Origin of the sequence: Rhizobium sp. BK313 (assembly GCF_014193655.1) — a bacterium.
In the GTDB taxonomy this organism is placed as follows: domain Bacteria; phylum Pseudomonadota; class Alphaproteobacteria; order Rhizobiales; family Rhizobiaceae; genus Rhizobium.
Map to the genome: position 1 here is coordinate 207,716 of NZ_JACHZQ010000007.1, position 19,770 is coordinate 227,485.

Annotated in this window: 17 protein-coding genes; 10 read left to right on the top strand and 7 right to left on the bottom strand. The window is 59.4% G+C overall.

What is annotated here, in order from left to right; all coding sequences use genetic code 11:
- Window positions 1-374: 374 nt before the first annotated feature.
- The 3 genes from odc2 to FHT86_RS29400 all read left to right on the top strand — a co-directional run bounded on the left by odc2 (window position 375) and on the right by FHT86_RS29400 (window position 3,521).
- The gene (gene odc2, locus FHT86_RS29390) at window positions 375-1,508 is read left to right on the top strand and encodes an ornithine/lysine decarboxylase (protein ID WP_133710440.1); all 1,134 of its coding nucleotides are present in this window, start codon (window positions 375-377) and stop codon (window positions 1,506-1,508) included.
- A 95-nt stretch (window positions 1,509-1,603) separates the two neighbouring features.
- A complete protein-coding gene (locus tag FHT86_RS29395; RefSeq protein WP_133710441.1) occupies window positions 1,604-2,194 on the top strand; it encodes a GNAT family N-acetyltransferase in 591 nt (196 codons plus the stop codon).
- A 136-nt stretch (window positions 2,195-2,330) separates the two neighbouring features.
- Window positions 2,331-3,521, top strand: coding sequence for a diguanylate cyclase (locus FHT86_RS29400; protein WP_133710442.1), 1,191 nt, complete (start codon window positions 2,331-2,333; stop codon window positions 3,519-3,521).
- Window positions 3,522-3,548: 27 nt separating this feature from the next.
- Here FHT86_RS29400 and FHT86_RS29405 read toward each other — a convergent pair whose 3' ends face one another.
- From FHT86_RS29405 to FHT86_RS29430, 6 genes are all read right to left on the bottom strand, one after another.
- Window positions 3,549-4,931, bottom strand: coding sequence for a cytochrome-c peroxidase (locus FHT86_RS29405; RefSeq protein WP_133710443.1), 1,383 nt, complete (start codon window positions 4,929-4,931; stop codon window positions 3,549-3,551).
- Window positions 4,932-4,952: 21 nt separating this feature from the next.
- Window positions 4,953-6,578, bottom strand: coding sequence for a phospholipase C (locus FHT86_RS29410; RefSeq protein ID WP_133710444.1), 1,626 nt, complete (start codon window positions 6,576-6,578; stop codon window positions 4,953-4,955).
- 244 nt (window positions 6,579-6,822) lie between these two features.
- On the bottom strand, window positions 6,823-7,638 hold the full coding sequence (gene cysE, locus FHT86_RS29415) for a serine O-acetyltransferase (protein WP_133710445.1): 816 nt from the start codon (window positions 7,636-7,638) through the stop codon (window positions 6,823-6,825).
- Between the two features lie 16 nt (window positions 7,639-7,654).
- Window positions 7,655-8,644: a WD40 repeat domain-containing protein gene (locus tag FHT86_RS29420; RefSeq protein ID WP_133710446.1), complete on the bottom strand. Its 990-nt coding sequence runs from the start codon at window positions 8,642-8,644 to the stop codon at window positions 7,655-7,657.
- A complete protein-coding gene (locus FHT86_RS29425; RefSeq protein WP_133710447.1) occupies window positions 8,644-9,735 on the bottom strand; it encodes a GTP-binding protein in 1,092 nt (363 codons plus the stop codon). Before FHT86_RS29425 ends, FHT86_RS29420 begins: the two co-directional genes overlap by 1 nt.
- A gap of 138 nt (window positions 9,736-9,873) precedes the next feature.
- A complete protein-coding gene (locus FHT86_RS29430) occupies window positions 9,874-10,665 on the bottom strand; it encodes a creatininase family protein (protein ID WP_133710448.1) in 792 nt (263 codons plus the stop codon).
- Window positions 10,666-10,751: 86 nt separating this feature from the next.
- Between FHT86_RS29430 and FHT86_RS29435 the strand changes: the two genes are divergently transcribed.
- From FHT86_RS29435 to FHT86_RS29445, 3 genes are all read left to right on the top strand, one after another.
- Window positions 10,752-11,267 carry a MarR family winged helix-turn-helix transcriptional regulator gene (locus FHT86_RS29435; RefSeq protein WP_133710449.1) on the top strand — a complete coding sequence of 172 codons (516 nt, stop codon included), beginning with the start codon at window positions 10,752-10,754 and terminating at the stop codon, window positions 11,265-11,267.
- Between the two features lie 120 nt (window positions 11,268-11,387).
- Complete coding sequence (locus tag FHT86_RS29440) at window positions 11,388-12,410, top strand: LacI family DNA-binding transcriptional regulator (protein ID WP_133710450.1); 1,023 nt, start codon at window positions 11,388-11,390, stop codon at window positions 12,408-12,410.
- A gap of 30 nt (window positions 12,411-12,440) precedes the next feature.
- On the top strand, window positions 12,441-13,409 hold the full coding sequence (locus FHT86_RS29445) for a 2-hydroxyacid dehydrogenase (protein ID WP_133710451.1): 969 nt from the start codon (window positions 12,441-12,443) through the stop codon (window positions 13,407-13,409).
- Here FHT86_RS29445 and FHT86_RS29450 read toward each other — a convergent pair whose 3' ends face one another.
- On the bottom strand, window positions 13,410-14,198 hold the full coding sequence (locus tag FHT86_RS29450; RefSeq protein ID WP_133710452.1) for a gamma-glutamyl-gamma-aminobutyrate hydrolase family protein: 789 nt from the start codon (window positions 14,196-14,198) through the stop codon (window positions 13,410-13,412).
- A 293-nt stretch (window positions 14,199-14,491) separates the two neighbouring features.
- Here FHT86_RS29450 and FHT86_RS29455 point away from each other — a divergent pair, with 293 nt between their 5' ends.
- The 4 genes from FHT86_RS29455 to FHT86_RS29470 all read left to right on the top strand — a co-directional run bounded on the left by FHT86_RS29455 (window position 14,492) and on the right by FHT86_RS29470 (window position 19,679).
- Complete coding sequence (locus tag FHT86_RS29455; protein ID WP_133710453.1) at window positions 14,492-15,598, top strand: TRAP transporter substrate-binding protein; 1,107 nt, start codon at window positions 14,492-14,494, stop codon at window positions 15,596-15,598.
- A 230-nt stretch (window positions 15,599-15,828) separates the two neighbouring features.
- On the top strand, window positions 15,829-18,132 hold the full coding sequence (locus FHT86_RS29460; protein ID WP_133710454.1) for a bifunctional diguanylate cyclase/phosphodiesterase: 2,304 nt from the start codon (window positions 15,829-15,831) through the stop codon (window positions 18,130-18,132).
- 385 nt (window positions 18,133-18,517) lie between these two features.
- The gene (locus FHT86_RS29465) at window positions 18,518-19,273 is read left to right on the top strand and encodes an N-acyl amino acid synthase FeeM domain-containing protein (protein WP_133710455.1); all 756 of its coding nucleotides are present in this window, start codon (window positions 18,518-18,520) and stop codon (window positions 19,271-19,273) included.
- A gap of 181 nt (window positions 19,274-19,454) precedes the next feature.
- The gene (locus FHT86_RS29470) at window positions 19,455-19,679 is read left to right on the top strand and encodes an aa3-type cytochrome c oxidase subunit IV (RefSeq protein WP_133710456.1); all 225 of its coding nucleotides are present in this window, start codon (window positions 19,455-19,457) and stop codon (window positions 19,677-19,679) included.
- The last annotated feature ends 91 nt before the right edge of the window (window positions 19,680-19,770 follow it).

A 19,770-nucleotide genomic window follows, 5' to 3' on the forward strand; every position in this document is an offset into this window, starting at 1 on the left:
CGATCCTCGATGTGGTGAGAAAATCGGTAAGGTACCTGGAATTAACCCCTCCAGTCGCTATTCCGGCCAACCGGAAAATGCGAGGACATCTGAAGCAACGACGGTGCGGGCCTTTTTGTTCTCTCCCGGCTTTCCAACAGCCGGGGTTACTGAAGAGGCACACCTTCATTGCCGGAAGTGCGGTTGGGATTTTCCCTCCAATCCATGGCAGACAAAGCCGAATTAGCGCTGCATTCGCAGCACTGGTTCATTATCTGCGCTTCGCGCGTTTGCACGGTTCCGGGGTCTCCACCGGCTGGTACCTGAGCGAATGAGCGTCGCCCTTTGTCCTCTGGGTCTTTCCCGGAGCTTTTGGAATTGAAAAGGGAATTGACATGACCACGCAACGTATTCGCGACTTTCTCGCTACCCGACGTCCGGACGGTCCCTGCCTGGTGGTTGATCTCGATGTCGTCCGCGACAATTTTCACGCCTTCCGTCATGCCATGCCGGACAGCGCCATCTACTATGCCGTAAAGGCCAACCCGGCTCCGGAAGTGCTGCGCCTGCTCGCAAGCCTCGGCTCCAACTTCGATTGCGCGTCCGTCGCTGAAATCGAAATGGCGCTCGACGCTGGTGCGACGGCCGCTCGCATCTCCTATGGCAACACGATCAAGAAGGAGCGCGATATCGCCCGTGCGCATGGACTCGGTATCAACCTCTTCGCCGTCGACAGCCACGAGGAAGTCGAGAAGATTTCGCGTGCCGCTCCCGGCGCCCGCGTGTTCTGCCGCGTGCTGACGGATGGCGAAGGCGCCGAATGGCCGCTGTCGCGCAAGTTCGGCTGCGTTCCGCAGATGGCCGTCGACGTGCTCGTTTATGCCCATCAGCTGGGTCTGGAATCCTACGGCGTGTCTTTCCACGTCGGCTCGCAGATGACCAAGGTCGATGCCTGGGATGCGGCTCTTGCCGATGCCAAGCGCGTCTTTGTCTCGCTTGCCAAGCAGGGTATCCACCTGCAGATGGTCAACATGGGCGGCGGTTTCCCGACCAAGTATCTGCGCGACGTTCCGTCGGCGGAAGCTTATGGCAAGGCGATCTTTGCGGCTCTGCGCGCCCATTTCGGCAACCAGATCCCGCACACGATCATCGAGCCGGGCCGCGGCATGGTCGGCAATGCGGGTGTGATCAAGGCTGAAGTCGTCCTGATTTCCAAGAAGTCGGACAACGATGCCGCTCGCTGGGTCTTCCTCGACATCGGCAAGTTCGGCGGTCTCGCCGAAACCATGGACGAGGCGATCCGCTACCCGATCCGCACGACGCGCGACGGCGACGAGATGGAACCCTGTGTCATCGCTGGCCCGACCTGCGATTCGGCCGATGTGCTCTATGAGAAGAACCTCTATCCGCTGCCGGTGACGCTCACCATCGGCGACGAGGTCCTGATCGAAGGCACCGGTGCCTATACGACGACCTATTCGGCGGTTGCTTTCAACGGGTTCGACCCGCTGAAGGCTTACATCATCTAAGGTCTGATATCGCCGGCCCCGTATTCAGCCGGGGCGGCATCCTCACAATCATTTTTCACCGCCGCTGATAACGGTATTGGGCACGGGAGGCCAAAATGGCCGCTGTTCTTGATTCTGTGCGCGCATTCTTTGCGCCGTCCACCTTCACCCTCGACCTGGAAAACGCAGGCGATGTCGTCGCTCGCGAAAATCTGCTCGATCGCGCCATGGGCGCCGATCGCCGTAAGAAGTCGTCCGAAAAGCTCCGCCGCGGCCGCGTTCCGGCCGAGGGCCTGGCGCTTGTCGCCCGCGATCGCGCCGGCCATGTCATCGGTACGGTTCGCCTGTGGAGCATCGAGGCCGGTGTCGACCGCGAAACTCGCCCGGTCGATGCGCTGCTGCTCGGCCCGCTGGCAGTCGATGGCGCCCATGCAGGCAAGGGTGTCGGTTCGGCGCTGATGCGCGCCGCTATCCTCGAAGCCAAGAAGCGTGGCCATGGCGCCATCCTGCTTGTCGGCGATGCGCCTTATTACGAGCGTTTCGGCTTCTTCGCCGAAAAGACCCGCCATCTCGTCATGCCCGGCCCGTTCCAGCGCAACCGTTTCCTGGCGCTGGAGCTGAAGGATGGTTGGCTCGACGGTGCCGCCGGCATGATCGTCGCCAGCGGACGTAAACTGGGTCAGCCTCCGGTCGCCATGGCCGCTTGATCTCTTCCTTCTCCCCTCGGGGAGAAGGCGCTTGATGCGGTGGAAGTTGTCTCAATTGAGCGCTTCCGGTTAAGAGAACCGCAAGTGCGTTGAGGTAGCCTCGGGATCCAGAAGGTTTGACAGAGGCGACGTCGACATGGTGCTGGATCTACGGACGATTTACGTTGTCTGTGCCGTCGCTTGCCTGGTACTCGGTTGCGTACAGCTCCTGGCCTACGCGACAGGGCGTTTCGAGCGCTGGCCACTCTGGTGGGGGGCCAGCAATCTGCTGCTTGGCTTCGGCTGTTTCGGCGTCGCATTGCGCGATATTGCCCCCGATTTCGTTTCGGTCGGTCTGGCGAATAGCCTGACGCTTGCCGGCTATGTCGCTCTTCTCATCGCCATCCGCGTGTTTGCTGATGAACGCATCAATTTCCTGTATTACGGCGTCTTCGTCATCGTCGGCTCCCTGCCCGCCTTCCTCATCTTCGATGGTGGCGCCAGCTATCTGCCACGCATTGCCTATCTCTCCATCATCTTCTGCTGTTGCGATCTCGCCATCATGCGCGAGGGTCTGCGATTGGTCCGACGGGAAAAACTGGTATCCGGTTGGATTCTCGTTGGTCTCTTCCTGCCGACTGCATTGATTTTTGCAGGAAGAGCGGTCTTGGCCCTTATGGGTCGGTTGGATGGCGATAGCCTATTTGACCGGGGAGGCCCGGATCAATGGCTGGCGCTCACGGCTGCCGTCTTCATCTGCCTGCGCGGCATCACCATTGTCCTGATGGCCTCGGAGCGTAGCCGCAACAAGCTGATCGAACTTGCTCATCACGATCCGCTGACCGGTGCGATGAACCGAAGCGGTCTCGCCGATGCTTTCGGGCGGCTGGAGGTACAGCCGCTGGCAACGGCAGCGTCTCTGTCCGTTTTCCTGATCGACATCGACCACTTCAAGACCCTCAATGACACGCATGGCCACGCAGTCGGCGACAGGATTCTGCTGCTGTTCGTGCAGGCGGCGAGGGCGCAGCTTCGCGCTGGCGATATTGTGGCGCGACAGGGTGGCGATGAGTTCGTCGTGGTGCTCGAACGCACGGCGATTGGTGACTCCGTGCATATTGCCGAGCGTATCCGCGCCGCCTTCCGCGACGCTGTGCGGCGAGAGGCTGGTCTGGATATTCTGCCAACGCTGTCGATCGGAATTACTGAAGGACGGGCGGGCCGGGACGGGCTCGAGACTTTGCTGCAAGAAGGCGATGAAGCGGTTTATCGGGCCAAGCGTGATGGCCGCGATCGTATCGAGGTCCGTCCGCCGATACCGGAAGGTGCTGCCGTAGCGGCCGCCTAAGGCGATTCAGCTATTCAGGGAATCGCTCTAGTTTGCTGCCTTCACCCCATCCTTCTTCGGATCGTAACCGTCCGTCAGCGTCTTCAGAAATGCGACGACATCGACAATCTCCGTATCGTTCAGGGCCGGCGCATCGCCCAGTTTGCGGTTCATTGGCGCGTCGATAACGTCGATATTGGCCTGATATTGCGCCGGCAGGTCGTTGTATTTCTCCACCTTGCCGTTGGCGTCCTTCGGATAGATCTCGTCGGGATTGGTGTCGCGCTTGACGTAGAAGCGCGTGACGTCTTCCAGCGATCGGTAGACGCCATTGTGGAAGAAGACGTGGCGTGTGGCGACGTTGCGGAGAGTGGGCGTCTTGAACAGCCCGCAGTTTTGCGGTTGAGCGGAATAGGTGTCGTTGCGCAGAGGGCCGCAGATACCGGTGTCGTAGTATTTTGCGTCCGCATTGGCCGGAATGTCCGCATTGCGCGGTGCGCCGAGCGCCTCGAACTCGAAATCGGTGAAGTTCGGCATCTGGCCGTCGCCCGTCATCTTGTCGAGATGGCAGGAGGCGCAATTGCCCTTGTTAGGGTCATCGAACAGCTTCAGCCCGCGCATTTCGGCGTCGGAGAGCGTTGCCTTCCCGCGCAGATAATAGTCGTACTTGCTCGAATAGGGGTGAAAGGACGGCTCTTCGATCTGGTAGCGGGCAAGCGCGAAGCCGACTTCGGCGATCGTCATATCCTGGTCGTTGAGAACATTGTTGCCAAAGAGTGCCGCAATGTCCTTGCCGTAGCCCTGCTTCAATTTGGCATAGACGGCGGCTGCATCGGCATTGGCCATCTCGAAGGGCGAGATCATCGGCTGCAGCGCCTGTTCCTCCAGCGAATCGACGCGGCCATCCCAGAACATGCCGCCCTGCGGCACCAGATCGGGCGCATTCGAATCCGCTTTGATAACCGCCTGCGCGGTCAATGGCCCTGCGACGGCCACGGGAGCATTGGCGAGCGCGACACCGGACGCCTCGGTCATCGGCGCCGCCTCGGCCGCCTCGTCGGCAGCACTTTCCGCACCGACGGAGAATGAAGGCGTCGACATCTTGTAGGCGAGGCTCGGCACGGCGCGAATACCCGGTTGGTCGAGATGCGGCCCGCCAAGCTGCACGGCCCGATCATTGGCCGGCGCATAGTGATTGTTCGGATCGTGGCATGTGGCGCAGGACATCTGGCCACTGCCGGAGAGCGAGGGGTCGTAAAAAAGCTTGTGGCCGAGCTGCGCGACGGCGCTCAGCGAGGCCGTATCGCCATAGGCGTCAGTAGTCGCGAGATCGGCTGCGGGTTCGTTCGCCATGCCGATGGTCGCCCCCGCGAGCGAGACGCCCGCGAGTGCGATGAGCGGCAGGAGACGGTGATTGATTTTCAAGGACATCGTCCGTCCCCTTTTCCGATATCAGGAAGCGCTGTTGCCGGTCTTCGTGTCGAGGATCAGCTTCTGCGTATCGCCCTTCGACCAGTCGAACATGTTGTTCAGCGAGCCGGAGATGGCATCGAACGAGCCGCCGCCGAGGCGCGCGCTGCCCATCCAGTTGTCTTCGATGAAGCGCATGACGGAGGTCTGGTCGGTCAGAGTGTGATCGACGAAGTTGACCTTCGAGTAGGGCGATATGACGAGCAGCGGCTGGCGCGTGCCGTAGCCGCAACGGCCCTGGGCCGGCTGGCCGTTGACTCCCGGCAGCGGCGTGCCCGTCGAGCAGCTGTCGCCGTTGAGCACGTCATAGCCCTTCACGCCGAGCTTCGACGGATTGACGACGGCGTGTGCGTGGTCATACCAACCGTCGGAGTCGTCGTAGAGGACGATGATCGCGGTGTCTTTCCAGTCCGACGAGTTCTGCACGGAATTGACCACCTGGGTGACGAATTCCTGCTCGTCGAGCGGATCGGAATAGCCGGCATGGCCGTCCTGATAGGCGGGAGCCTTCAGGAAGCTGACGGTCGGCATATTGCCGTTCTTCAGCGCCGCATAGAAATCAGTCATGTCGTACTGATGGTTGGCGGCGTCGGTGGTGCCGATCGCGGCGACCGAGGACGGACGCGCATGTGTTGGGTTGGCGGTCGAGGCGTAGTACTGGAACGGCTCATGATGCGGGATGTAGTCGGCGCTGTTGACCTGGGTGACCGTCGATGTCGTCGCGCGCTTGCAGCCCGTCGTGCCGTCGGCATTGGTCAGCGTCAGGTCGAAGCCGCCTTCGAAGAAACCCCAGGTGAGGTTGTGTTCGTTCAGCATGTCGCCGATGTTCTTGCCATACATCAGCGCTGTCTGGCCGGCCGAGCAGGCGTCGCCGGTCGGGTCGAAGTCGCTGATCGCGGTCCAGCCGCCGTTGCCGTCAGGCACGATGCGACCCTTGGAATAGGTGCCGTCCTTCTCCAGCGTATAGCCGGGCGGCAGGATAGCGCCGTTGGTCTGGCCGGAGATCAGGTTCAGCGCGCCGGGGGTTGATGGACCGAAATTGGTGGAGAAGGAGTTGTCGTTCAGCGCGTAGTGCTGAGCGTAGTTCCAGAGCGCCGTGACGGTGTTGCCGTCATAGTAGCCCATGACCTGGCCCTTGGTGCCGAACGCGCCGGCAGCGCCCTTGGTGCCCTTGCCGGTATTGGCTGGAAAAAGGTCCATGGCGAAATTGTTGTAGGCTGCCTGCTCGGCGGTATAGCCGTGGTTCTGCGACTGCGCGGCCGCTTGCGTGCGGTCGAGACGGAAAGGAGCCGCCGCATCCGCGCCATTGGCCGTGTTGGTCTTATTCGGGTTGTTGTCGATAAGACCGGCATTGGCGAGCGTGTTGATGTCGGTCGGCGTGTTGTCGGCGGCCTTGAATGCCGGCTCGCCGTCGACGTTTGCGGCCTTGGGGTAGGTCGCGAAATAGTGGTCGAAGGAGACGTTTTCCTGGAAGACGACGACCAGATGCTTGATCGGGGTCGCAGTATTCGGTGCGGCTGCATCTGCGGCAGCCGCGGCGGAACAGAGCGAAATCAGGGTAAGCGCGCTGCCGGCTGCAAGGGCGGCGCGACGCGAAAGACAGATCATTATCATATCCTCTCGAGTGGGGGTCCTCGCCCAGGCGCTAAGGTGCGCCGCGCCCAGGCAGAGGGAACAATGCCGGGCTATCAAGCGTATATGACAGTTCCGTGAAGGCATGGGTGAAGCGGCATAGGCGTCGCCTATGGGAAACGTTGCCAAACGGTTGATTTCGTTGAAACGAGCGCGAAGTTCGCGCGCAGGTCGGGTAGGCGCGTGCGTCCTGCTACCTTATGTCACGGGCACTTGTCCGCTAGATATTTTGATCCATCGTCTCAGCCGGTATTTCGTCGGCGCGGTGGATGCGGACGACCGTGGCCGGCACGCCGGCGACGGTGCAGTGGGCGGGGACTGGCTTCACCACGACGCTGCCGGCTGCGACCTTGCTGAAGGCGCCGATTTCGATGTTACCGAGGATCTTCGCGCCGGCGCCGATCATCACGCCATGGCGGATCTTCGGATGCCGGTCGCCGGTTTCCTTGCCAGTACCGCCGAGCGTAACATTCTGCAGGATCGAGACTTCATCCTCGATGACGGCGGTCTCGCCAATGACAATGCCGGAACCATGATCGAGCATGATCGACGAGCCGACCTTCGCCGCCGGATGGATATCCGGACCGAAGACGAGTGACGCGAGGTTGGAAAGCCAGCTTGCGATTTCACGTCGGTTTTCCGTCCAGAGTGCATGCGCGATGCGGTGGGTCTGCAGGGCGTGAAAACCCTTAAGGTTCAACAGCGCATGCAGATAGGTCGTGCATGCGGGATCGCGGGTACGAACCGCGATGAGGTCGGCCTCCGTCGCCTGCAGGATCGCGGTATGCCGCGTCAGTACATCATGAAACAGAGAGAAGAGATCGTCGGTTTCGATCCTGGCGACCGAAAGCCGGGCGACCAGGACATTGGCGAGGCTTTCGGCCTCCGACTGGGTCGCGATGATCTGCGCCGAAAGCAGCGGACGCAGGGTCGGTTCGCGACCGGCGAGGTCGGCGGCCTCATGGCGGATCACGTCCCAGACGCTGCCGGCTGCGGCAGAGGCATGTCCGGCGATCGCCGTTCCTGTCAGGGACATGGCTATGTCTTTCTCATCAAGCGGAAACGTCAACCACGCCGCAATCGCCGGCTTCGGAGGCAAAGGCGAGCAGCTTGCCGGATTTGCTCCAGCTCATCGAGGTGATCGCACCTTTGCCCGGCCGGCGCAAGAGCGCTTCCTTGGCATCGCCGATGCGCACCGCCAGGATCATGCCGTCAATAAAGCCGATCGCCAGGATGTCTTCCACCGGATGAAACTTGACCGAGGTCGTCATGATGTTGGCGCGCGTGCCGAGTTCCAGCGGCGCCTTGCCCATCGGGCCGTCCTTGCCCTGAAACGGCCAGACGATCGCCGCCGGTGCGCCGGAGGAGGCGAGCCACTTGCCTTTGTTGGACCAGGAAAGCGATTTCACCTTGGCGGGATATCCCGTCATGCGCATGTGGCGCGCCTCGGCGCCGGGCTTCGTGTCCATCTTCCAGCCGTGCAAGGCGTTTTCCTGCATGGTGGTGACGACGAACTGACCGTCCGGCGAGAAGGTGACGCCGGTATGCGCGCCCTTCCAGTCGAGATTGATCGGCTGCGCGGCCATGCCGACCCAATGCAGCGAGACGCCGTTATAGCGGGCAACGGCGATGCGCAGGCCCTTGGGCGCAAAGGCGATGCCTTCGACTGTGCGCTCCTCGGTGAATTCCTTGGTCGAGCCATCGGCGAGACGCACAAAGCTGCTTTTGCCGTATGCGTAGGCGACCGTGCCCTGCGGGCCGGCGGCCACCTGGGTGATCCATTTGCGCGGTGTTTCGGCAAGCAGGGCAACGCCGCCGTCAGCGGCGATCCGGAGAACTTTGCCGTCCTCGCCGCCGGAAATCAGGCTGTCGCTGTGGGGATCGCGAATGCAGGTGAGCATGCCCTGATGGGCTTCCGTCACCTTCTCGCCGCCTTCCAGCCGATGGATCGCGCCCGCAGCGCTGGCGAAGAAGGGGGTATCACCTAAAAATTCGACGGCCAGAACGTGGCCGTCGATATCAAGCGGAGCGACAGTTGGCATCAGGCAGCCGCCTCGCAGGCCTTGAAGCTCTTTTCCAGCTTTTCGCGGTCAAGCTCGCGGCCAATGAAGACCAGGCGGCTCTCATGCTTTTCGCCATCCTTCCAGGCGCGCTGGTGATCGCCTTCGATGATCATGTGCACACCCTGGACGACATAGCGCTCGGCGTCGCCCTTGAAGGCGATGATGCCCTTGAGGCGCAGAATGTTCGGGCCATCGGTCTGCGTGACCTTCTGAATCCACGGGAAGAAGCGATCAGGGTTCATCTCGCCGCCCCGCAGCGAAACCGACTGCACCGTCACGTCATGGATGGCCGACAGGCCGTGGTGATGGTGGTCGTGATCGTGATCATGGTGGTGATGATCGTGGTCGTGATGATGGTGGTCATGGTCGTGATGATCGCAGTCCGGGCCGCAGACATGATCTTCATGGCCATGCTCGAGGAAATGCGGATCGTTTTCCAGCGCGCGCTCGAGGTTGAAGGCGCCCTGGTTCAGAACGCGGGCAAGGTCGACGCCGGAGCGGGTGGTCTTGTAGACGCGGGCGGCCGGGTTGATGGCGCGGACGATGTCTTCGATCTGAGCCAGCTCTTCCGAGGAGACGAGATCGGACTTGTTGATGACGACGACGTCGGCAAAGGCGATCTGATCTTCGGCCTCGCGGCTGTCCTTCAGTCGCAGCGGCAGGTGCTTGGCGTCGACCAGTGCGACGACGGCATCGAGTTCGGTCTTGGCGCGGACATCGTCATCCATGAAGAAGGTCTGAGCGACGGGAACCGGATCGGCAAGGCCGGTGGTCTCGACAATGATGCCGTCGAAACGGCCCGGACGGCGCATCAGGCCCTCGACGACGCGGATGAGGTCGCCGCGCACCGTGCAACAGACGCAGCCATTGTTCATCTCGTAGATTTCTTCGTCCGATTCGACGATCAGATCGTTGTCGATGCCGATCTCGCCGAACTCGTTGACGATGACGGCGTATTTCTTGCCGTGGTTTTCGGAGAGAATGCGATTGAGCAGCGTCGTCTTGCCGGCGCCGAGGTAGCCGGTCAGAACCGTGACGGGAATGGGCTTTTGCGTGGCTGTTTCGGTCATGGGAGCCTCGAAATATGGGAGTTTGCCCCGAGGAGCGGAATTTGATCGGGTTCCATATAAGGAGTTGGCGGCGTCAGTTCAAAGGCTTTTGTATGTTATAAGATCACATTAGGTTTGGGACGGCGGATCAACGGCGCTTTACGTCAACATTTCCACTTCGAACTGGTCAACATCCTGTAAAAGCTCCGCCAGTCCTTTGACGGAGTGGGCAATCAATAGTTCACCTTTCGCCGCGGTCGCGGCACCTGCATTGCCAGCGACGCCCTTGCCACTCAGGTCCGACATTTTCCAGCCAAAAGAGTGCGGGCCGTAGGCGCGGAGGTGTTTGAAGCGCGCAATGAAATCGGATTGCCGGGAGGGAAAATCCGCGGCCTTGGTCATGTCGACTTTCTCCGGGTAGAGCGCCAGCATCACGGAGGTCTCGATATCACCACCATGAATGTCGACGGCTTTGTCCTGCGGCGCGATCATGCCGTCCGGCACGCCGAAGCGGGTCCAGCTCGTCGCGACCGCAAGCATGTTGAAGCGGATGCGTGCCTCGGTCGCGACGATAGTCATCAGGGGTGAATTGCCGCCATGGGCATTCAGCATGACGAATTTGCGGATACCCATTCCGCGGATCCGTTCGGCGATACCCAGCCAGCGGTTGACAGCTTCGTCAAAGGCGAGCGTTCTTGTCCCGGCAATATCCATGTGTTCAATGGAGTAGCCGATCGGTTCCACGGGCAGAAAGGTGACGGGCAAATCAGCGGGTAGAGCATGTTTCAGCCGTTCGACAACGCCTTCCGCAATCAGTGTGTCGGTCTCGAAAGGCAAGTGGGGGCCGTGTTGCTCATGGGCGCCAAGCGGCAGGACGGCGATCCAGTTTGCCCGGTCAACTGGCGTCAGCGTCCTATCATTGTCATCGAAACGCGCCATAGGCTGTGCCATCTGCGGATGTGCCTCTTGTTTATGTCAATAAGCTGCGCAATGTCATATCGTGATGCTGCAGCGGCGGAAAGATCAACGGAATCACGATGGGTAAGAAGAACAAGGACGGAAAAAAAGGTAAGTCAGGTAAGAAGAAGGATCATGGCGACTACACGCTTGCCGATTTGTCGCCGGCATTGACGCAGGCGGCGCGGTCGATGCGCACGGTTCTGACACGCAACCTGACGGCAAGCGGCCTTTATGCAGGGCAGGATGGAGTCATCCTTGCGCTCGCGGCGAACGATGGCCTGCCGGCGGGAACGCTGGCGCAGAAGCTAGGCGTCAAGGCGCCGACCATGACCCGCACGATCGGCCGCATGGAGGCGCAAGGCTTCGTCGAGCGGCGACCGGATGCCGCGGACGCCCGGTTGACCAAGGTCTATCTCACCGAGGCCGGGCGCAATAGCGTCACCGAGATCACAAGTTCAGCGGCTGCTTGCGACGAACTCGCGACCCGCGGTTTTTCGGAGAAGGATGTCCGCTCGCTCGTGCGCCTGCTAAAGGCGATCGACGGCAATCTTCAGGCCGGCGACGACCATGACGAAGATGATGGGGAATTCTGAGAATCCGCGAGGATTCAAGTTGCGCGGCGCGATTTAACCTTTTAATTAAAGTTTTTAAATTCCGGAATCGTAAAACGACCGGATGAGATATTCGGCTGCGTTTCGCGGGGAGGGGAACGTATGGCGCAAAAGATAAAACTTTCGACCATTGCGGAAACGCTGGGCATTTCAACTGCGACCGTATCCCTTGCCTTACGCGACAGTCCGCTGGTGGCGGCGAATACCCGCGAGAAGATCAAGGATCAGGCGCGCACGCTGGGCTATATCTACAATCGCCGCGCAGCGAGCCTCAGGACATCGCGGTCGGGGATCATCGGCGTCGTCGTCCACGACATCATGAACCCGTTCTATGGCGAAATCCTGAAGGCGATCGAAAGCGAGCTCGACCGCAGCCGCCACACTTTCATTCTTTCCAACCATTACGATTCCGTCGAGAAGCAGCGAACCTTCGTCGAAACCCTGCTGCAGCTTGGCGGCGACGGCATCATCATGTCGCCGGCGATCGGCACGCCGCCGGAGGATTTCGATCTGGCCGAGGAAAATGGCATGCCGGCCATCCTCGTCGCCCGTTCGATGGAGGGGCTGGATCTGCCGACCTTTCGCGGCGATGACAGCTACGGCATTTCGCTCGCGACGAATCACCTGATCAGCCTCGGCCACCGCACCATCGCGATGATCGGCGGCACGGATCAGACCTCGACCGGCCGTGATCGCTATCAAGGCTATGTGAATGCCTTGCGCAAGGCAGGCATTGAGGTCGATCCCAATCTGCGTATTCCCGGCGCCCGTTCCAAGCAGGGCGGCTTCGAGGCGGCGGTGCATCTCCTGTCGTTGCCGCAGAAGCCGACGGCCGCCGTCTGCTGGAACGATCTCGTGGCAATCGGTTTGATGAACGGCATTTCCCGCGCCGGCCTCGTGCCGGGCAAGGATATTTCGGTCACAGGCTATGACGATCTTGAGGAGGCGGCGATTGCGACGCCGGCGCTGACGACGGTATGGAACGGCCAGGCCGAGGTCGGAAGGCTTGCGGCGCGCGCGCTTTTGGATAGGCTGGCGGGCAGCCATGAGCCGGATGGTATCCATCTCATCAAGCCGGAAATGCGCATCCGTCAATCGACGTCTCCCTATCAGGCGCGCCAGTAGCGCCGAACCGCATCTTCAAGAGGAAAGATCATGTCCGATAACCGCATCGCCGTCCTCGTTCCGGGGAAGATACACCCGCGTGTCCTCGAAACGCTCAGGGGTCGTTTCGACGTTGTTGCGCTCGACCGTAGCGAGAACCCGAAAGTGGATGCTGAGACGGCGGCGCGTGTACGCGGCGTGGCGGTGGCCGGCGGCTTCAATGCCGCCTGGATGGATACATTCCCCAATATTGAAGTCATCGCGAATTTTGGCGTCGGCTATGACGGTATCGACGTCGGGCATGCCGCCTCGAAGGGCATTGTGGTCACGAATACGCCCGATGTGCTGAACGACGAGGTGGCCGATACGGCGATAGCACTGTTGCTGAACACGCTGCGGCAATTTCCAAAAGCGGAAACCTGGCTGCGTGAGGGGCGGTGGGCAGGCGAGGGGCCTTTCCCCCTTTCTCCATTCTCGATGAAGGGGCGGCGTGTCGGCATCTACGGCCTTGGCCGTATCGGACAGGAGATCGCCAAGCGCTTGGAGCCGTTCAAGGTGAAGATCGGCTATCATACCCGCTCTCAGCGCAAGGAACTGGCTTATGACTATTATCCGACGCTGAAGGCGATGGCGGAGGCGGTGGATACCCTGATCTCCATCGTTCCGAAGACGCCGGAGACGCACAAGGTGATCGATGCCGAGATTCTATCGGCACTTGGGCCGCAGGGAGTGTTCATCAACGTCGGACGCGGTTGGTCGGTGGACGACGACGCGCTGATCGCAGCCCTCCGGAACGGCGCGCTTGGCGCTGCCGGCCTCGATGTTTTCTACGACGAGCCGAGCGTTCCCGCAGCTTACCTCTCTTTGCCGAATATCTCGCTGCTGCCGCATGTCGCATCCGCCTCGGTGCCGACGCGCAACGCCATGGCCGATCTCGTGGCGGACAACATCATTGCATGGTTCAGCAACGGCAACGTGCTGACGCCGGTTCCGGAAACCCCGGTTAAATCAAAAGGTTGATCATATAGCCTGTTGGCGGAGGGGAGTGGCCGAGGGTTGCTCCTTGCCGGCCGCATAATCGCGCACGGCATCCCCGAAAGCCGCAAACAGCTTGCGCGACGGCGAATCCGTCTCCGCCCAATATTCCGGGTGCCACTGCACGCCGACGGCGAAGGCCTTGGCGTCGATAACGGAGACGGCTTCGATCGTGCCGTCTTCTGCGACGGCTTCCACCTGCAGCCGCGGCGCCGTATCGGCGATCGCCTGACGGTGCAGCGAGTTTACCCGCACCTCGCCGGGACCGACGACGCGGGCGATGCAAGAGCCTTCCTTGACGAAGACGCTCTGACGGATCGAATACATCGTGTCGCGGTCGACATTCGGCGGCTTGCGATGATCCCAGATGCCCGGCTGTTCCTGGATTTCACTGGCGAGCGTGCCGCCAAGCGCGACGTTCAGTTCCTGAATGCCGCGACAGATGGCGAGCATCGGGATGGCGCGATCGATGGCGCGGCGAATGAGCGGCAACGACGTAGCGTCGCGGGCCGGATCGAAGGGGCCGTCGCTCTCGCGCGCTTCCTTGCCGTAGAGCGAGGGGTGTACGTTGCTGGCGGAGCCGGAGACAAGCAGGCCGTCGACTCGATCGAGAATGGCGTCGATATCGTTGCCGTCTTCCATCGCCGGGACGATCAGCACCAACAGGCCTGCGGCATTGACGGCTGCGCGGATATATTGCTGCTGCACCGCATGCCAGGTTACACCATCGAATTCGCGGATATCGGCAGGAACGGCGATGATCGGTCTGGACATATGAGGCTCCGGAGAAATGCGCACTATGGGATCGGTTGAGACCCCAGAATGAATATGGTGTCAACGCCGGGGCTCGTCACCTATAAACAAATCTACGCGAAGAGCGACTCTTCGGCAACGCGGAATGGTTGCGGTCTGGCTTTGTTTCTGTTCGTCATGACGATGTACAGGAATCGCCATAATGCAGTGCAAAAGCAAACTTGAAAGACAATGCGCGGCGTGGTTAGCTCCATCGCTTGCGCCACGGTCGGGAGAGCATTTTTCCCGCAATGCTATCTATACGGGAGGTTTCGATGGATCGCCGTTCGTTCATCAGGCGGGCTGGAGCAGTTGGCGCGGGCGCCGCCGCCTCTGCGCTCGCCAGTCCCGCTGTGGCTCAGGAAAATCCGAAGATCACCTGGAAGATGACCTCGTCCTTCCCGAAGAGCCTGGATACGATCTATGGCGGCGCTGAGGACATTGCGGCGCATGTTTCAGACGCAACCGGAGGCAATTTTGTCATCCAGACCTATGAAGCCGGCGAGATCGTCCCCGGCGCGCAGGCCGCCGATGCGGTGAGCGCCGGGACCGTCGATGCCGCTCATACCTGTTCCTACTATTTCTGGACTAAGGACCCGACCTACGCCATCGGCACAGCTTTACCGTTCGGTCTCAATGCCCGACTCACCAATGCCTGGTTCTATCAGGGCGACGGCAATAAGCTGATGAACGAGTTCTACGCCACCCAGGGTATTTTTGCGTTGCCGGCGGGCAATACCGGTGCGCAGATGGGCGGTTGGTTCCGCAAGGAAATCAATACGTTGGACGACCTCAAGGGCTTGAAGATGCGCATCCCCGGCCTTGCCGGCAAGGTCATCGAAAAGATCGGCGTCGTGCCGCAACAGGATATCCCTATCAACGACGTCTACGCCGCACTCGACAAAGGTACGATCGACGCGGTGGAGTGGGTCGGCCCCTATGACGATCTGAAACTCGGTTTCCAGAAGATCGCCAAATATTATTATTATCCCGGTTGGTGGGAGGGAGGTGCCGTGGTGCACGCCTTCTTCAATCTGGAAAAATGGAACGCGCTGCCAAAGACCTATCAGACGATCCTGGCGGATGCCTGCGCCTTCGCCAATACCAACATGTTGGCGAAATATGATCTGAAAAATCCGCTCGCGTTGAAGGAGATCGTGCAGCAGGGCGTGACGCTGCGCCCCTTCAGCCAGGAAATTCTCGAGGCTTGTTTCCAGGCGGCGACCGTAATTTATGCCGATCTTTCTAAGTCGAACAATTATTTCAAGCGGATCTATGACGATCAGGTTGCTTATAAGAAGGATGCCTATCTTTGGATGCAACTTTCCGAGTACACTTTCGACACTTTCATGATGATCCAGCAGCGGGCGGGCAAGCTCTGATCGGCTATACGTTGATGTTTACTACCTTCTATTTTAGCAATTAATGATTGGTGAAATATAGTTTGGGTAGAGTCAGTTTTAACTGATTGCACGAATACGATGCAAAATACCACTCAAAATCGGCGTAAGTTACCGACATGATTAGAAAATCCGTCCAGATACCTCTTATTTGAGCAATCAAATTTTAAAAAGTTTCTTTTAGTGTGTCCGCCGCATCAGGGGAACTCTGAATGAAGCCTCAAAGCCCGGACACCGTGCCGACGGATGTTTATCTGTCGTTCGTAAGTTCGCTTTTCGGAAACCGTAAAACGCTGTTTACGGGTGTGTTCGTTCACATCCTGACTTATGTCATTGTGTTTCTGAGCACGGGCGCCGGCATCTATCTCGGCCTCTGTCTGGCTTTTGCCGCCGTTTTCGCTTTGCGCATGTATTCGTTCTGGCAGTTCGACGCCGCCGATAAGCATATGTTTTCGCGCGCCGATATCGCGCATTGGGAAACGCGCTATGTACTGGGCGCCGCAGGCACAGCCGGTATTCTCGGCATCGGCAGCGGCTACGCGATCCTGATCGTCCAGGATCCGCTGGCGGAATTCATCTGTATCGCCGTGACCATGGCATCGATGGTGTCGATCGTCGGCCGCAATTATGGTTCGCAGAAGGCGATCGACCTGCAGACCATGGCTTGTTGCCTGCCGATCATCGTCGCTTGTCTGATGTCGGAACAGCTTTACAAGGCCATTGTTTCCATCATGCTCGTGCCCTTCGGCCTGACGACGCGCTCGATGGCCAATGGCGTGCGCGAGTTCCTTTACAAGAATGTCATCGCGTCGCGCGAGATATCGCTGATTGCCGACCGGTTCGACACGGCACTCAACAATATGACGCATGGCCTGTTCATGCTGGATGCCGACAATCGCATCTTGGTCGTCAACCGCAAGGCCTGCGAGCTTTTGAACCTGACGCATCAGGAACAGCTCAGGGATTGCGAGTTCGATGTCGTGCTGCGTTATGGCGCCCGCCACGCTTTCATCGACGGGTCGCTGCCGGGCCTGATCCAGCGACAGATGGCGCAGCTCGTCAGCGGTTCGCTGTCGCGCACGCTGATACAGTTCAGTGAAGACTTGTTTCTGGAGTTTTCGGCAAGCCGGCGCGCCGACGGCGTCGTCATTCTGATTTTCGAGGATGTGACGGCGCGTATTCGCGCTGAGCGCAAGATCCTGCATATGGTGCGCTTCGATCCTTTGACGGGTTTGCCGAACCGCGAATATTTCGTCGAGATGGTCAAGGAAAAACTGGCCGCCCGCGCCCAGCAGGGCCAGATCGGCATTCTGGTTCTCGACGTCGACGACTTCAAACACGTCAATGACACCAAGGGGCATGTCATCGGCGATCGGCTGCTGGTCGCCATAGCCGCTCGACTGCAGGAGAAGGCCGGAAACATGGCGCTTTCCGCGCGTCTCGTCGGGGACCAGTTTGTGTTGTTTTTCCCGAATGAGGAAGACGAGCCCGATTTGGACAGCCGTGTCCGTACGCTGCATGCCGCCATGGCAGGCCTCTACGATGTGGACTGCAATAGCTTTCGCGTCACCTTCAGCGGCGGCTATGTGACGATGTCGAGCCGTGAGTTCCGTCCGGAGGAGTGGCAGATCAAGGCCGACCTGGCGCTGTTCGAAACAAAGTCGCGAATGAAGGGTGGCTGCTCCGCTTTCGAGCAGGAAATGGATGCCCGTTATGTCGAGCGGCAAAAATTGAAAGACGATCTGCGCGAGACAATCGAGGCCGGCAAGCTGCACGCTGTCTATCAACCGATGTTCACGCCGGACGGCAGTCGTATCGATTGTTGCGAAGCTCTGTCGCGGTGGGTGCATCCGGAAAAGGGCTCGATTCCGCCGAATATCTTCGTGCAGATCGCCGAAGAGATGGGCATCGTCACCGGCATCACCCGCTTCATGCTCAACCAAGCCTGCCGGGATTGTGCCACCTGGCCACAGTCGATCTCGGTTTCGGTCAATCTCTCGGCACAGGATCTGCGCAGCAAGGATATCGTCGCCATGGTCATGGAAGCGCTCGACGCATCGGGGCTGGAGCCGTCGCGGCTGCATCTGGAAGTGACCGAAAGCTGCTTGATGGATGAGCTCACGACCGTGCGATCCATTCTCGCCGATCTGCGCGCCAAGGGCATCACGATCGCTATCGATGATTTTGGCACCGGCTTCTCCAGCCTCAGCTATCTCGATTCGTTGCCCGTGGATATCGTCAAGATCGACCGTTCCTTCGTACGCGACATCACCAACGACAGCCGCCGTTTCAAGCTCCTGTGCGGCATCGTCGATCTCTCAAGGGCCCTCAGCCTCGAAATCGTCATCGAAGGTGTGGAGACGCCGGAACAACTGGCGCTCATCGAAGAATACGATTTGGCCGATATCATCCAGGGCTACGTGTTTTCAGTTCCGGTGTCGCGAGACAGCGTTATTGAGATGGTGAACAATCTCGATCGCAACCAACCGGCCATGCGGCAGGATAATGTGGCCTAGACTCGCGCTCCGCTCCCGATTCCGTCAAAGGAGCGAGGAGAAGTTGGTCAGTCTAGGACGCTCTCGGCGCTTGCGGAGGATGTTGAACCTGCCGAACTCAAGCTATCCAACCTAAACCCAACGATCCTAAGCGACAGGCGGAAATCTCTGCCGTCAACGTGTCTTGTCTGGCCTCTTTTCGCCGACGTACGCAGAGCGCGTCGTCCTATCCGCTTCCCCATAATAGTCATTAAATAAGAACCAATGAATATTCGAATCTATACCGGTATTCGCGATCGAAAAATTAACCTTAATGAACAATTAATTAATAAAAATTAAAACCAATATTGATCAATGTTTCAGTTAATACCAATAATGGTTCGTTAACATTATGGATTAACGGATCATGAACTATATTAGTACTTTGACAAATAGCTTTGCCGGCAAGCTTATGGAGGTGCTTGATCATGTCGAATATCGCCGGATCGAGAGCAGCGAGGACATGGAGGATGTCGCTCGGCTGCGTTACAAGGCCTACAAAGCGCGTGCTGTTTTGCCGGTTGCAGCCAAGACTATGATCGACGACATCGATTTCGATGAGCAGGCCTACATTTTCGGCGTCTATTATTACGAAGAGCTGGTGAGTACGGTGCGGGTGCACCATGTCACGCCGGATCATCGCGTTTGTCAGTCCACCGGGATTTTCCCCGATGAAATCCACGCCTTTCTCGATGCCGGCATGACGTTGATAGATCCGGCCCGCTTCGCCATCGATCCCGATTTCGAGCTTGAAATGCCGGCGCTGCCTTACCTGACGCTGAGGCCGGCAATCGTCGCGGCTATCTATTTCAATACCGACCGCGTGTTGCAGCATATCCGTCCGGCACACGCCGCCTTCTACAAGCGTGTCTTCTATGCCGATACGATCGTGCCGCCGCGCATGACGGAGACCTATGGTTTCGAACTGACGCTGCTTGCTTCGCGATCGAAAGAAATCCGCGGCAAGTTGATGCAACGGTATCCCTTCTTCGATTCGGAGCCTTATGAGCGGCGGATGATGTTCTCCCGCGATGTGGACGGCGGCACGCTTCCGCTGACCATCCTGCCGACGGCGCGATTGGCTGCAGGCGGCCGCATCGTTGTGCGAGAGCAATTCGGCTAAGCCCTCTCAAGCCTCTGCGGCGTTCTCGTGCATTGCATTTTTCGTCGCTTTGTGTAACGCCTCGATTGAGGAAATTTGGCCGCGGTGTCTCGTTGAGTTCTACCGCGGCTTTCGAGGCTGAACTCCAGCCGACAGGCGATTGCAAGGCCGGTCGGGGAGCGGATTGAGGGGAGATTTTTGAATGGCCGAACATCATACCGGACCGATCGAAACCGGTGCTCCAATGGACTACAAGGAGCATGAGAAGACCTATAATATGTTCATTTCGGGCGCCAAGGTCGGATCGGCGATCATCACCGCGCTGATGATTGCGATGGCGGCCGGGTTCTTCGGTCATGCCGGTTTCCTCGGCGGTCTGCTTATTTTCATCATTCTTTCAATCGTTGGCACCATGCTCGCGCGCTGATATTCGAGCGCGCTGATCGACGCAGGGCCGTCCGGCCCGCGCCTTTCCCGGAATCTCGGCCTGGATTCTGCAGGCTATTGCGCTCCTGGCA